This is a genomic window from Actinomadura madurae (assembly GCF_047130825.1).
GTDB classification, from domain to species: Bacteria; Actinomycetota; Actinomycetes; order Streptosporangiales; family Streptosporangiaceae; genus Spirillospora; species Spirillospora madurae.
The window spans coordinates 7,217,646-7,231,212 of sequence record NZ_CP083237.1 but is presented as its reverse complement, the minus strand read 5'-3'; the positions used below and the strand labels follow the sequence as shown (position 1 = coordinate 7,231,212).

Here is a 13,567-nt window from a genome sequence, read left to right as displayed (position 1 = left end):
ATGTTGGCTTTACCCGACCTAGTGCAAGGTTCGCCTGGTTCTCATGACCAGCACTTCATCCCGATGAGCGATCTTCACGTCACCCAGAGTAAAAGGATTCACTTTGACGAATCACTCAGGAAAAAGGGCCTCCATCATGGGCGGCAGTCGCTTTTCCGCGGCGGCCGCAAGTGCCGCCACTTGCGCGCTGGTGTAGATAACGGGTTCCGCCTCAATAGCGCGCGGGATCGTCCGAGCCGAGCGAAGGAGCACTGAACCGTGCCGCACACCCTCCCGGGCGACCCGCGCTCCGTGCACGACGACCAACGGCGTGACAGAGACGTCTTGACCCAGTTCCTTGGAGAGCAGCTCGGCCACCGTGTCCGCGGCACGCGTCGCCACATTGGCCACTCCACCCACGGAGCTGTGCCCGACCCAGAGGCGGCGCTGCTCGGCGCGCAATCGCGCTCCCCACCGGAACCTCCTGCTAACGATCGCGTAGATACCGGTGAGGCCGACTACCAGGTGGTCGAGATTGGCCACCGGCGTGGGGCCGTCGTGCAACGCGCGGTCATGCAGGACGTGAAAGCCCGCAGGATCCAGACGTGCCAGGCGGCGTCCAGTACGGCGCTCGGCCCGAGCACCCCGCCGCCAGCTGGCCATGGGGCTCGGCCTGAACCTCGTGTACGCAGCATGGCCGGTGAACATGAGGACGGCGACAAGGAAGCCGATCCACCACGTGCCCAAGCCGGCCGCGACGACACCGGCGGCTCCGGCCACCGCCGCCCTCACCGCACGTCGTTCCCACCGGTGCTTGGCGGCCAGTGTCCGGTAGCGGTGCAGCGCCGACGCCCCGGCGGCGGACATGCCGACCCCGCTGCTGCGCACCTCACGGCCCCTTTTCGTCCGCCCCCGAGCCGCACCTGAGGCACCAGCGTGCGGCAGCCCGGCGGTTCCATCAAGGGTTTCCTCATGTCGATCTTGGTTCGGACGTTGACACTGTCATCGTGACAGTGTCATCATCGAGCCATGGAGAGGACCTGGACGATCGGCGAGCTGGCGGAGGACGCGGCCGCGGCCCTCGCCGCGGACGGATCCGCGCAGGTCAGCGGCCGGGTGCGTGATCTTCCCAACGAGCGGCTGATCCGCTGGTACACCACGATCGGCCTGGTCGACCCGCCCCTCGGCCGCCGCGGCCGGACGTCCCTGTACGGCCCCCGCCACCTGCTCCAGCTCGTCGCGGTCAAGCGCCGCCAGGCGGCGGGCCGCTCCATCGCCGAGATCCAGCTCGAACTCGCCGGCGCCCCCAACGCAACCCTCGCCCAAATCGCCGCCCTCCCCACCCCCCTCGCGCCCACACCCCCCATGCACTCCCCGGGCTCCGCACCTTCTGCCCCCGCCACGGGCTCCACACCTCGCGCAGACTCGGAACCTCCCACGGGCTCCGCACCCTCCGCGGACTTGGCACCCTCCGCGGAATCAGAACCTCACGCACTCGCCGCGGGCTCGGCACCTCCCGCAGGCTCCGCGGACTCGGAACCCCATACACCCGCCGCGGGCGCGGGGCCCCCTACGAGCTCCGCGTCCTCCCCGGGCTCCGTACGCCCTACGAGATCCTCGGGATCCGCGCGTTCCACCGGCCGCCGGCTTGAACCGGCCCGGATCGCCGGTGCGGACGATGAGACGGCCGCGGACCCCGAAGCTCCTGCCACGTCCGTTGGCAGGCCGGAGGGCTCCATCTCCCCGGCCGCTGACTCCTTGGGCGGCGAAGAGAGGCAGCCCGGCTCCACTGGTGAAAGGTCGCGTGAGCGGGAGAGCTTCTGGAGGGCGCGTCCGGACGTGTCTTACAGAGAAGCCACGGTCGCCGGTGACTACCGCGTTACCCATCACACCCTGGTCCAGGGGGTCCGGCTCGTGCCCGGTCTCACCGTGCTCCTGGACGTTCCGACCCTGAGCGGCGACGACCTCGCCGCGATCGAGACCGCCGCGCGTCCACTGCTCGACGAGCTGCGAAGGCGCGGACTACTCCCCGTCAAGGACCCGACCGGAGCCTCCGTCAAAGGCCCAGCCGGAGACCCCACCAAAGGCCCGGCCGGAGACTCCGTCCTAGGCCCGGCCAATGGCCCGGCCGGAGACCCCGTCATAGGCCCGGCCGAAGACTTCACCGAAGGCCCGGTCGGAGATTCCACCGAAGACCCCGCCGGCGCCCTCACCAGAGGCCCAGCCGATGGCCCGGCCGGGAGCCTCGCCGAGGGCGCGACCGAAGACTCGGCTGCAGCCCCCGCCGCAGACATCACCGAAGGCCCGGCAACAGACTCGGCCGGAGGTTCTGCTGAGACCCCCGCGTTCCTGCCCGCCGCTCAACCCCGGAGGACCCAGTGACCGTGCGCATCCTGCCGCTACCCGATATCGCGCCACCGGTGCCAGACCGGGGGTTCGGCGCGCTCAGCACCGACAAGGGCAACCTGCCGCTCGACTCCGTCGACGTGCACGCGTCGATCACCGGCCTGGCCGCCGGGATCGAGGTGGTGCAGGGGTTCCGGAACCCGTTCGACGTCCCGCTGGAGGCCACCTACATCTTTCCGCTGCCCGACCGCGCCGCCGTCACCGCGCTGCGCATGGAGGCCGCCGACCGGATCGTCGAGGGGAAGTTGAAGGAGCGCGGCCAGGCGAGGCAGGACTACGACACCGCGATCGCCGCAGGGCAGCGCGCGGCGATCGCCGAGGAAGACCGCCCGGACGTGTTCACCATGCGGGTGGGCAACATCCTGCCGGGCGAGCGGGTGACGATCACGCTGGCCCTCGACCAGCCGCTGCCGCACGAGTCGGCGTCCAGTGCAACGTTCCGTTTCCCGCTCGTGGTCGCGCCCCGCTACATCCCGGGCGCGCCCCTGGACGACGAGCGCGCAGGAACCGGAGTGGCCGACGACACCGATGCCGTGCCGGACGCGTCCCGGATCAGCCCGCCCGTTCTGCTGCCCGGATTTCCCAACCCGGTGCGGCTGTCCGTCACCGTCGACATCGATCCCGCCGGGCTGCCGCTGACCCAGCTCCGGTCGGCACTGCACGTGGTCACGGAGGAGGGTGGTGGCGAACGCATCACCGTGCGGCTGCGGCCCGGTGAACGCCTCGACCGCGATTTCATCCTCCGCCTCGACTTCGCCCCGCGGGAGAGCGCGGCCCTCACCCTGATCCCGGACGAGTTCGGCGAGGAGGGCACGTTCAGCCTGACGGTCCTGCCTTCCGGCGAGGCCACAGCCACTCCGCGGGACGTGGTCCTCGTCCTCGACCGCTCGGGCAGCATGCACGGCTGGAAGATGGTCGCCGCACGCCGCGCCGCGGCGCGCATCGTCGACACGCTCCGCGCCGAGGACCGGTTCGCCGTCCTGTCGTTCGACACCACCATCGAACGCCCGCGCGACCTCGGTACCGGGCTCGTCGACGGCTCGGACCGCAACCGGTTCCGCGCGGTCGAGCACCTGGCGGCGCTGGGCGCGCGGGGTGGTACGGAGATGCTCGCCCCGCTCGACGAGGCCTGCCGCCTGCTCGCCGACCCGGGACGCGACCGGGTGCTCGTCCTGATCACCGACGGCCAGGTGGGCAACGAGGACCAGCTCCTCGCCCACCTGGAACCGCGGCTGCACGGCGTCCGCGTGCACACGGTCGGCATCGACCAGGCCGTCAACGCGGGCTTCCTGAACCGCCTCGCCGCCATCGGGCAGGGGCGGTGCGAACTGGTGGAGTCCGAGGACCGCCTCGACGAGGCGATGGAGCACATCCACCACCGGATCGCGGCCCCGGTCGCGACCGGGCTCGGCCTGCACCCCGAAGGCCTGGAGATCGTCCCCGGAACGGTGGCCCCGGCCCGGCCGGGCGCCCTGTTCCCCGGCGTGCCGCTGGTGATCGCAGGCCGGTTCCGTGGCTCGACCACCGGATCGCTGACCGTCCGGGGCACCGCGTCGGACGGGACGCCGTGGGAACAGCACGCCACCGGCGTCGTCGCAGACGAGACGGCCGCCAGGTCCATCTGGGCCCGCGCGCACCTGCGCGACCTGGAGGACCGCTACACGGTCGGCGGCCCCGATGACCTGGAGCAGCGCATCATCGCGACCTCGCTCAGGTTCGGTGTCCTGTGCCGCTTCACCGCGTTCGTGGCCGTGGACAGCAGGGTGGCGACCGAGGGCGACGCCCCGCACCAGGTCGTTCAGCCGGTGGAGATGCCGCGAGGCTGGGGCGCACCGGCGGCCGCTCCGCACGCGGCCCACGCCGCGTTCTCGGTCTCAACGGCCGACATGGAACTGCCGCCGGACTCCGGCGCACCCATGCCGCCCATGCCGGCGGCGCCCGGCGGGATGCTGGAGCGATCCGCGCCTCCCGGTTACGGCGCGGCGCCTCCCCCTGCCGCACCGCCTCCCCCCGCCGGGCCGCGTCCCTCCGCAAGGCCGCAGGGGGTCGCGCGGGGTTCCAGCCGTCCCCTCGGCCGGGCCGCCAAGCAAAAGCGCCCGGCGCCCGGGGCCGGCAGCGCCCCCGATCTCACCAAGTTCCAGCGGGAAATGGCCATCGTGCTCGAACGCCTCCGGCAGGTGCCCGAGAATGCGGAGGCACGTGTCCAGCATCTGCAGAACGACCTGCTACCAGCCCTGGAGTCGATCGTCCCGCGGATGGAGGCTCAGTCCCTGGACGCGACGTCACTCGCGGAGCTGCGCGACGACTTCCTTCGTCTCCAGTTCCCCGATGACACTCCTGCGCTCAGCGAGCTGTGGAACCGCGCGCTGCGGGTGCTCGCCGACTTCACCGGTGAGTCCCAGCCTCGGCGGTCCTTCTGGAAGCGGCCGAGATGACGCGAGCGGGGGCGTCCCGCGTAGGACGCCCCCGCACCGGTCGTTCCGGTCAGGTGTGCTTGGGCTGGTACCGGCGGAGGAGGGGGATCAGGTTGAGCGCCAGGCCGACCACGGCGACGGCACTGACCAGGTTGACGCCGGGGTGGAACTCGGCGAACCCGTCGCCGCCCGCGGCCGTCCCGCCCGCGACCAGCGCGGTGACGACGGCCAGGACCAGGGCCGCGCCGACCTGGCCCGACGTCTGGACCAGACCCGAGGCGAGCCCCTGCTCGGAGTCGTCGATGCCGTCCGTGGCCTGCGCCATGATCGAGCTGAACCCGAACGCGAACCCGCCGCCCAGCAGGAGCATCGTCGGCAGGATCGTGAAGGCGTAGTGCGGGCTGTTCCCGGCGGTCGCGAGGAACCAGGCGTAGCCGAGGCTGAGCGACGTCATCGAGCTGATGATCAGCCGGGGCGTCCCGTACCGGTCGATGAGGCGCCCGACGAACGGGGACCCGAACGCCACGAGAAGCCCGGCGGGCAGCAGCGCCATGGCCATCTTCAGCGGCGACCAGCGCAGCACGTCCTGCAGGTAGAGCGTCATCATGAACTGGAAGCTCAGGTACGAGCCGAACAGCGCGACGATGCTCAGGTTGGCCCGGACGATCGAGCCGATCCGCAGGATGCCGAGCCGGATCAGCGGGTGCCGCACCCTGTTCTCGGTGACGAAGAAGGCGACCAGCAGGGCCGCCGCGAGGACGACGGACCCCAGCGTGACCGGGTCGAGCCAGCCCCGTTCCGGAGCCGAGACCACGGTGTAGACCGCGAGCAGCATGCCGCCGGTGAGCGTCACGGCCCCCAGGACGTCGTGGCCGCCGCCGGCCGCGGGCCGGTCCCGCGGGATCAGCGCGATGCCCGCGACGAGGGCGAGGACGGCGAGCGGGACGGGCGTGAGGAACGTCCAGCGCCATCCGAAGCTGGTCAGCAGCCCGCCGAGGATCAGCCCGGACGAGTAGCCGCTGGCGCCGAAGACGGAGAACACCGACAGGGCCCGGTTGCGGGCGGGCCCTTCGTGGAAGGTGGTGGTCAGGATGGACAGGGCGGTCGGCGCGGTGAACGCGGCGGCCAGGCCCTTCACGAAACGAGTCGCGATCAGCAGCGCACCGTTGTCGACCAGGCCTCCCACGAGCGACGCGAGGGCGAACACGGCCAGCGCGGCGAGGAAGACCCGGCGGCGGCCGAGCAGGTCGGCGGTGCGCCCGCCGAGCAGGAGCAGCCCGCCGTATCCGAGGACGTAGCCGTTCACGATCCACTGCAGTGACGTGGTCGAAAGGCCCAGTTCGGCGCCGATCGACGGCAGCGCGACGCCGACCATCGAGACGTCGAGTCCGTCCAGGAACAGCACGGCGCACAGGACCGCGAGGACTCCCCACAGCCGGGGAGTCCAGGTCTGTTCGGCCGGCGCGGCGGCCGGTGCACGGACGGTGGAGTCGGGTGAGGTGTCGGTGATAGTCACGTCGGAGGACAGTACATGCACGCGCATCAAATGTCCACGCACTAATTTCTCTGGAATCTAATTCGCATGCATCTGATGCGCGTGCATGCTACGATGCGCGGCATGGAGGCGGAGACTGCTCTGGTCAGCCGCTGGCGCGAGCTGGCGACCTGCTACAACACGGTCGCGTGCGCCCTGGACCGCGCGCTGCAGGAGACCCACGGCCTCAGCATGAGCGAGTACGAGACGCTCGACAGGCTCGTCGATCTCGACTGTGAGAAGCGCCGCATGCAGGAGATCGCCGCCGCCATGTACCTCAGCCAGAGCGCCCTGTCCCGCACGGTCGCGCGCCTGGAGAAGCAGGGGTACGTCCAGCGCGGCCTCTGCGAGGACGACCGCCGCGGCGTGTTCGTCGAGATCACCGACGAGGGCCGCCGCTGCCACACCGAGGCCCGCGACACCCACCTGAAGATCCTCGCGGAGCACCTCACCGGCTGACCGGCGCCGCCGTCCAGGAGAGGCCGGGGCTCCCGGTTCCGCCTCCATGACGTGTCGGCGGAGTCGCTGCGCGCCGAGGCGCACGTGGTGCAACCTTGCTCTGTAGGCAACGAACGGTCCGGGGGGCGGGGAGGCCAGGGCGGAGGCGTTGTGGGGTGTCGCGTGGTCCTGCGGCGGATGCGGGCGGGGGACGAGGAGGAGTTCGTCCGCCTCGCCCGGCAGAGCACCGAACTGCACGCCGACTGGGTGAGAACACCGGCCGACCCTGCGGCGTTCCGCGACTACCTGGGGCGCTTCGCGGACCCGACGGCCGGCGAGGCCCTGCTGGTCAAACAGGCGGACACCGGAGCCATCGCCGGCCACGTCACCCTCACCGGAATCGTCCGCCGGCCGTACGACCGCGCGATCCTGGGTTTCGCGGCCTTCGCGCCGAGCGCCGGCCAGGGTTACATGACGGAAGGCGTCGGGCTGGCCGTCCTGTACGCGTTCGGCCCGCTCGGGCTACACCGGGTGGAGGCGGACGTCCAGCCGGGCAACGAGCCGTCCCGCCGGCTCGTCCAGCGCCTCGGATTTCGCCGCGAAGGCTTCTCCCCCGAGTTCATCAACATCGGCGGCGTCTGGCGCGACCACGAACGCTGGGCCATCACCGCCGGCATGACCGCCCACCTCCCACCCTGCAACCGACACGTCCTCCCCTAGGGATGCACGTCCCGGTCCGCGTGGGACGTGCATCCGAAGTCAGCGCTCGACGATCACCCCCACTGGCCGGGCTGGTAGCCCCCGGCGGGCTGCCGGGTGATGACGTTCAAGCGGTTCCAGGTGTTGATCAGCGCGATCAGGCCCACCAGGGCGGTGAGCTGATCCTCGTCGAAGTGCTTGGCGGCGTTCTCCCAGACCTCGTCGGTGACGCCACCCGCGGCATCGGCGATACGCGTGCCCTGCTCGGTCAGCTCCAAGGCGGCCCGCTCCGCTTCGGTGAAGACCGTGGCCTCCCGCCACGCCGCGACCATGTTGAGACGTACCGAAGTCTCCCCCGCCTCCATGGCGTCCTTGGTGTGCATGTCGAGGCAGACGCCGCACCCGTTGATCTGGCTGGCCCTGATTTCCACAAGGTGCTGCGTCAGGACGGGCAGCGGTGAGTCCATCAGCACCTTGCCCGCCGACTGGATGTACTTCATGTACTTGGCCCCGATGGTGCCGCCGTAGAAGTTGAACCGAGCGTCCATGACGATCTCCTTGCCGTGATGACTGATACACCTCACTGACGGAGCAAGCCACCACAATGTGACGTCCGATCGCCTGTGACCTACGAGCCACCCCCGAGGACCAAGCCGCACCCGCCCAGTCCGTCCGCTGACGTTCTGACGGGTGGCGGTGAGGCGGCAAGGCGCTCGGGATCTCGACCTTCAGCAGCGCCCAGCAGGACGGCCCCCGCTGCCGCGGCCGCGCGATTCACCGGCCTGGTGTGCAAGGCCGTCGGAACGCTCGCCGTCGAGACGCTGCCGCACACGATCAGGATCGACGATTTTTCCTGGTCGGACTCGTCCAGGGCCGTCCCGACCCGCCGTTGGCAAGGAGCACCTGAGCCCCTCGATGCGGCTCACTGGCGATCACGGGCTTCGTCGCTCCGCCCTGGTCATGACGCGTGCCTCTCGAGGGAACCTGGCGCGCTCGGTTGATCTCTAATCTGCCGGTATCGACCGCGCCGGGGCGGATTACATGAGTCGTCCGTCCCCCATTAGCAGAGGAGAGCACAGCGGATGTCCCGTTGGCCGCAGCTCAGTCCGTCCGAACAACAGCAGAAACTCGACCAGATCACGGCGCAGGTAGTGCCCACCCTGCCCGACGGCTGGCGACGCCTGGTGGTGCGTGTCCAGACGATCGGCAGGCACAGCGAAATGTCGGCAGGCGTGCTGATGCCCGACCGCTCAACACGCGGCTGGGCCGTTCCACCGGAGGTCTGGCGTCTATTCATGCAGCTCCGCAAGGGTATGTACTCCGAAGGCGTGGGGAGCTGGGTGGGGTTCGAGTACATCGTCGACCCGCCCGGCACGTTCACCATCAGTTACAACCGCGATACCGAACCGAGCTTCGAGGACGCGCCGACCGCAGAGGATTTCGCCCTTGAGAACCGTTGGTTCCCGCGCTCAGAAGACACCATGCCCGACTGGTTCCGTCTGGGACTGAAGGACGCAGAGTAGAGACGTTCTCGCCCAAAAACGGTCGGTCCTACGTCGTGAGCAACGATGACGAGACCGTGACCGTACTCCGGGAGCACCACAGGCCCAGGCGGCTGACAAACTCCTCGTCGGCGAGATATGGCGCGTCGGCGAAGACGGGCCACGTGTTCGCTACTGGTTGGGGTGACGTGTTCCACCCAGACACGGTCGGCTGGCTGATGCCCAAAGACCATCCGGGTCTATAACGCACCCAAGGAGGGGCCCGGCTGGCATGACCTGGCAGGAGCACGGCCTGGTCTTCATGCCGCTTGCGGGCACCGAGGGGAAGCCAACAACGTCCTGTGGGAACTACGGCACAGCTTCGTGTCGGTGCTGTCGGACGCCGGCGTGCCCATCGAGGACATCTCACGGCTGGCCGACCACGAGAGCACAGAGGTCACCGAGACGGTGTACTGGCACCGGATCCGCCCCGCCCTGCTGGCCGGTACGGAGGCCATGGACGACGTGTTCCCGCCGCTGCCGAGGACGCCTAGTCAGGAAGTCATGCAGAAGGCCCATCGCGGGTGATCGTGATGGGCCTCTGAGGTGGGAGCCGCCTGTCGGAATCGAACCGACGACCTATTCATTACGAGTGAATCGCTCTGCCGACTGAGCTAAGGCGGCCTGCCATGCGTGGCACGGCGGGAAGCAGTCTACCGGGTCTCCGGGGGTGGGTTGCACTGGTTATTCAGCGGCAGGTGGTTCCGTCCTTGGGCGGGTCGGTCGTGACGAGGTACTTGTCGGTGGCCTCGTTGACGCAGGAGTTGCCCTGCAGATAGGCGGTGTGGCCGTCGCCGTCGAAGGTGAGCAGGACGCCGCTGGAGAGCTGGTCGGCGAGGCTCTGGGACCACTTGTACGGCGTTGCGGGGTCGCGGATGGTTCCGATGACGACGATCGGGGCGGCGCCCTTGGCGGTGATGGGCTTCGGCTGTTGCTTCATCTGGACGGGCCAGTAGACGCAGGGCAGGCCGCCCCAGACGACGAAGGGGCCGAATCGGGGGGCGACCCTCTTGGCCTCTTCCGCGGACTTGCCGTAGGTGGCGAGGTCCGGTGGGTTGGGCTTGTCGACGCAGTTGACGGCCATGTTGGCGTCGGTCTGGTTGCTGTATGAGCCGTCCTCCTTGCGCTCGACCATCTCGTCCGCGAGGGCCAGGAGGTAGGTGCCGTCGCCCTTCTGCATCGCCTGGATGAGGGACTGGCGCAAGACGGGCCAGTACTCCTTGACGTACAAGGACCTGGCGATGCCCATCACTGCCAGGGACTCGGTGACCTTGCGGGAGTTGCGGGTACTGGAGAGCGGCTTCTTGTCCGTGGCGGCGAGGAAGGACGCGATGTTGGTGATGACCGTGTCGGCAGTGGTTCCGAAGGGGCAGCCGCCTGACCTCACGCAGTCGTCAGCAAACGCGCGGAGGGCCGTTTCGAAGCCCTTCGCCTGCTCGATCAGCAGTTCGGTGGACGAGAGCTGCGGGTCGACGGCGCCGTCCAGGACGAGGGCCCGGATGTTCTCGGGGAACTGTTCGGCGTAAAAGGCGCCCAGGTAGGTGCCATAGGAGGCGCCGTAGTAGGTGAGCTTGCTGTCGCCGAGGGCCGCACGCAGGACGTCCATGTCGCGGGCTGCGTTGACGGTGCCGACATGGGGAAGCTCCGAGCTGGCCTTGGTCTTGCACCGCTCCGCGAACGCCTTGCCCTGTTCGCCGAGGGTGTTCGTCTCGTTCTGGTCGTCGGGGGAGGCGTCGGTGGCGAAGAACGCGTCCAGTTGGGGGCCGTCGTTACAGCGGACGGGGTCGCTGGCGGCCACTCCGCGCGGGTCGAAGCCGACGATGTCGAAGCGGCGGCGCAGGTCGTCCCCGAAAGCGCGGCCGGCCTGGCGGACGAAGTCGATGCCAGAACCTCCGGGACCGCCCGGGTTGGTGAGAAGGGAGCCGATCCGGGCCGACTTGTCCTGAGCTGGGAGCCTGATGAGGGAGATGCCGACCTTCGCCCCGGACGGCTTGGAGTAGTCCAGAGGTACCTGGACGGTCGTGCACTGGAAGTCGTCCCCGCACCCCTTCCAGGTGGGCTTCTGCCCGTAGAAGGAGTCGAGCCCCGCCGGGACGTCGGCCGGAGGTGTCGACTCGTTCTTGGCATCGCCGCTACAGCCGGTGACCGCTGCCAGCGCCAGGACAGTCGCCACGCTGATGAACCTTGCTGCCCGCACCTGGACCCCGTCTCGTCGTAGCGGCACGTACGCCGTCGCCTACGCTACGTCGGCGTGATGACCGAGGGCTACTTCCCTCCGTATTCGTGTTCGATGCCGTCGAGCAACCATTTGAGGCCCCGCTCGAAGCTGTTGTGGTTGTAGAGGCCCGTCTCCAGGAAGGGCTTGAGATGGGGGAGCTCCCCGCTCTCGACCAACTTGCGAACGTACGCCTTTTCCAGAGGGCTTGCCGGACCATGCTGTGGGCGTTCCTGACCGAGCCCCTGCTCGAACGTGATGAAGCCCATCATGTAGTAGTCGACGGCCTTGACGATCGTCAGCATCTCCTCCGGGTCGTCGGTGAGCCGGGCAATGGCCGCCAGGGACTGCTCAAGGTGACGCAGCCCGTTCGGGCCCACGCGCACGGAGCGGCCGGCGATCTGCAGCAGCCAGGGATGCCTGATGCTCGCCTCGCGCTCCCTGCGGGCGAGCACGAGCACCGCCTCCCGCCAGTCGTCGGGCAGCTCGCCGTCGAGGAGCACCTCGCCCGCGACCTCGTCGTACATGAGGTCGAGGAGGTCCTCCTTCGCGTCGATGTGCGTGTAGAGGCTCATCGCGCGGACGCCCAGCTCGCTCGCGATGCGGCGGATGGACACCGCGTCCAGCCCCTCGGCGTCCGCGATCCCGATCGCCGCCTCGACGATCCCTTCGCGGGTCAGCTTCGGGCGGCGCCCGCCGCGCGGACGCGTCCACACATCGTCTGACCTCGAAGTTCCCGCCACATCGCCGATGGTACGCGATACGGCGTATCGATACGGTGTACGGATCGAGTGATACAGTGTATGGTGCTAGCGATACGGTGTACGGAAACCAGGGGGGCGCCGATGAAGATCATGGGAACCGCACCACCCGTCGAGAAGGACGGCATCGACCCGCACCTGCGCAAACTCGCGATCGTCGTGGTGCTCGGCGCGATCATGACCGTTCTCGACAGCACCATCGTCAACGTGGCGATCACCGCCCTCGGCAAGGACTTCGGCACCTCCCTGTCGACCATCCAGTGGGTCGTGACCGGCTACACCCTCGCCCTGTCCATGGCGATCCCGATCACCGCGTGGTCGGTCCGGCGGTTCGGCGCGCGGCGGATGTGGCTGGTCTCGCTCGGGCTGTTCATCAGCGGGTCCCTGCTGTGCGGGTTCGCCTGGTCGGTTCCCTCGCTGATCGCGTTCCGCGTGCTGCAGGGCCTCGGCGGCGGGATGCTGCTGCCCGTCGGGCAGACCATGCTCGTCCGCGAGGCGGGCCCCGACCGGATGGGACGGGTGATGAGCATCGTCTCCGTGCCCGCGATGCTCGCCCCGGTGCTCGGCCCGCTGCTCGGCGGCGCGATCGTCGACAGCCTGAACTGGCGCTGGATGTTCTTCGTCAACGTCCCGTTCTGCGCGGTGGCGCTGTTCGCCGCCCTGCGCATGCTGCCCCGTGACGGCGAGCGCGACATGGACGCCCGGCTGGACGTCCTCGGCATGCTGCTGCTGTCCCCCGGGCTTGCGGTGCTCGTGTACGCCCTGTCCGTTGCCGGCAACGGCGACAGCCTCACCGGTGGCCGCTTCCTCGTCACGGCGATCGCGGGCGGCGCCATGGTCGGAGCGTTCGTCGTGCATGCGTTCCGCAAGGGGGACGGTGCGCTCATCGATCTGCGTCGTCTCAGCACCCGTGCATTCACCGGGGCGACCAGCGGACTCTTTCTCTACAGCGCCGCGATGTTCGGCGTGATGATCCTGGTTCCGCTGTTCGCGGGGCTCGTCCGCGGAGAGTCGGCCCTGGACGCGGGCTGGCTGCTCGCACCCATGGGGCTCGGCGCGATGCTCACCATGAGCGTGTCGGGACGGCTGGCCGACCGCTTCGGCGGGCGGTGGTTCGTCGTCGGCGGCGTCCTCGGCGTGCTCGCCGGAACCCTGGCGCTCACCGGCCTCTCCCCCGGCACCGGCCGCCCCACGATCATGTGCGCCATGTTCGTCGTGGGGCTCGGCCACGGCATGATCGCTCCGTGCCTCATGGCGATGGCCTACCAGGGACTGCCCCGCGAGGCAGTTCCGGCGGCGACCACCGGCGCGAACATCCTGGTCAGGGTGGGCAGCTCGCTGGGCACGGCGGTGATGGCGGTCGTCCTGCAGATCAGCATCCGCGACGAGATTCCCGGCGCGTCCGGCAACCTGGACGAGGCAGCCGCGCTCCACACGGCAGGGACGCCGAACCTCCTGGCAGGAGCGTTCACCACGACCTTCTGGTGGGCGGCCGCGCTATTGCTCCTCTCTCTGCTACCCATCCTCGCCGTCCCACGCAGAGCGAGGGCGAAATAGGCCCCGGCCGGGAGCGGTTGCCC

General features: G+C 69.4%; 12 protein-coding genes and 1 tRNA gene. 7 read left to right on the top strand and 6 right to left on the bottom strand.

Annotation, left to right across the window (positions count from 1 at the left end; translation table 11 throughout):
- Nucleotides 1-111: 111 nt before the first annotated feature.
- Complete coding sequence (locus K8Z49_RS33230; protein WP_412516066.1) at nucleotides 112-867, bottom strand: nuclease-related domain-containing protein; 756 nt, start codon at nucleotides 865-867, stop codon at nucleotides 112-114.
- Nucleotides 868-1,008: 141 nt separating this feature from the next.
- Here K8Z49_RS33230 and K8Z49_RS33225 point away from each other — a divergent pair, with 141 nt between their 5' ends.
- Together K8Z49_RS33225 and K8Z49_RS33220 are read left to right on the top strand one after the other, a co-directional pair.
- On the top strand, nucleotides 1,009-2,361 hold the full coding sequence (locus K8Z49_RS33225; protein ID WP_412516065.1) for a MerR family transcriptional regulator: 1,353 nt from the start codon (nucleotides 1,009-1,011) through the stop codon (nucleotides 2,359-2,361).
- A gap of 38 nt (nucleotides 2,362-2,399) precedes the next feature.
- Nucleotides 2,400-4,820 carry a VIT domain-containing protein gene (locus K8Z49_RS33220; RefSeq protein ID WP_412516064.1) on the top strand — a complete coding sequence of 807 codons (2,421 nt, stop codon included), beginning with the start codon at nucleotides 2,400-2,402 and terminating at the stop codon, nucleotides 4,818-4,820.
- Between the two features lie 49 nt (nucleotides 4,821-4,869).
- Here K8Z49_RS33220 and K8Z49_RS33215 read toward each other — a convergent pair whose 3' ends face one another.
- Nucleotides 4,870-6,315: an MFS transporter gene (locus K8Z49_RS33215; protein ID WP_024936073.1), complete on the bottom strand. Its 1,446-nt coding sequence runs from the start codon at nucleotides 6,313-6,315 to the stop codon at nucleotides 4,870-4,872.
- Between the two features lie 75 nt (nucleotides 6,316-6,390).
- Between K8Z49_RS33215 and K8Z49_RS33210 the strand changes: the two genes are divergently transcribed.
- Both K8Z49_RS33210 and K8Z49_RS33205 read left to right on the top strand, forming a co-directional pair.
- The gene (locus tag K8Z49_RS33210; RefSeq protein WP_235206513.1) at nucleotides 6,391-6,792 is read left to right on the top strand and encodes a MarR family winged helix-turn-helix transcriptional regulator; all 402 of its coding nucleotides are present in this window, start codon (nucleotides 6,391-6,393) and stop codon (nucleotides 6,790-6,792) included.
- A 150-nt stretch (nucleotides 6,793-6,942) separates the two neighbouring features.
- Nucleotides 6,943-7,491: a GNAT family N-acetyltransferase gene (locus K8Z49_RS33205; protein WP_244938778.1), complete on the top strand. Its 549-nt coding sequence runs from the start codon at nucleotides 6,943-6,945 to the stop codon at nucleotides 7,489-7,491.
- Nucleotides 7,492-7,544: 53 nt separating this feature from the next.
- Here the strand turns inward: K8Z49_RS33205 and K8Z49_RS33200 are convergent, their stop codons facing one another.
- Nucleotides 7,545-8,018 (bottom strand): carboxymuconolactone decarboxylase family protein, encoded by a 474-nt coding sequence (locus K8Z49_RS33200; protein ID WP_021592876.1) that lies wholly within the window; start codon nucleotides 8,016-8,018, stop codon nucleotides 7,545-7,547.
- Nucleotides 8,019-8,552: 534 nt separating this feature from the next.
- On the opposite strand from K8Z49_RS33200, the gene K8Z49_RS33195 reads away from it, so the two are divergent.
- Both K8Z49_RS33195 and K8Z49_RS33190 read left to right on the top strand, forming a co-directional pair.
- A complete protein-coding gene (locus K8Z49_RS33195; protein WP_021592875.1) occupies nucleotides 8,553-8,993 on the top strand; it encodes a hypothetical protein in 441 nt (146 codons plus the stop codon).
- 342 nt (nucleotides 8,994-9,335) lie between these two features.
- On the top strand, nucleotides 9,336-9,539 hold the full coding sequence (locus tag K8Z49_RS33190) for a hypothetical protein (protein WP_412516063.1): 204 nt from the start codon (nucleotides 9,336-9,338) through the stop codon (nucleotides 9,537-9,539).
- Nucleotides 9,540-9,562: 23 nt separating this feature from the next.
- Here the strand turns inward: K8Z49_RS33190 and K8Z49_RS33185 are convergent.
- From K8Z49_RS33185 to K8Z49_RS33175, 3 genes are all read right to left on the bottom strand, one after another.
- A tRNA-Thr gene (locus K8Z49_RS33185) sits at nucleotides 9,563-9,635 on the bottom strand.
- 64 nt (nucleotides 9,636-9,699) lie between these two features.
- Nucleotides 9,700-11,184 carry an alpha/beta hydrolase gene (locus tag K8Z49_RS33180; RefSeq protein WP_412516062.1) on the bottom strand — a complete coding sequence of 495 codons (1,485 nt, stop codon included), beginning with the start codon at nucleotides 11,182-11,184 and terminating at the stop codon, nucleotides 9,700-9,702.
- 92 nt (nucleotides 11,185-11,276) lie between these two features.
- Nucleotides 11,277-11,942, bottom strand: coding sequence for a TetR/AcrR family transcriptional regulator (locus K8Z49_RS33175; protein ID WP_021592872.1), 666 nt, complete (start codon nucleotides 11,940-11,942; stop codon nucleotides 11,277-11,279).
- Nucleotides 11,943-12,071: 129 nt separating this feature from the next.
- Between K8Z49_RS33175 and K8Z49_RS33170 the strand changes: the two genes are divergently transcribed.
- On the top strand, nucleotides 12,072-13,544 hold the full coding sequence (locus K8Z49_RS33170; protein ID WP_075021101.1) for a DHA2 family efflux MFS transporter permease subunit: 1,473 nt from the start codon (nucleotides 12,072-12,074) through the stop codon (nucleotides 13,542-13,544).
- Nucleotides 13,545-13,567: the final 23 nt, after the last annotated feature.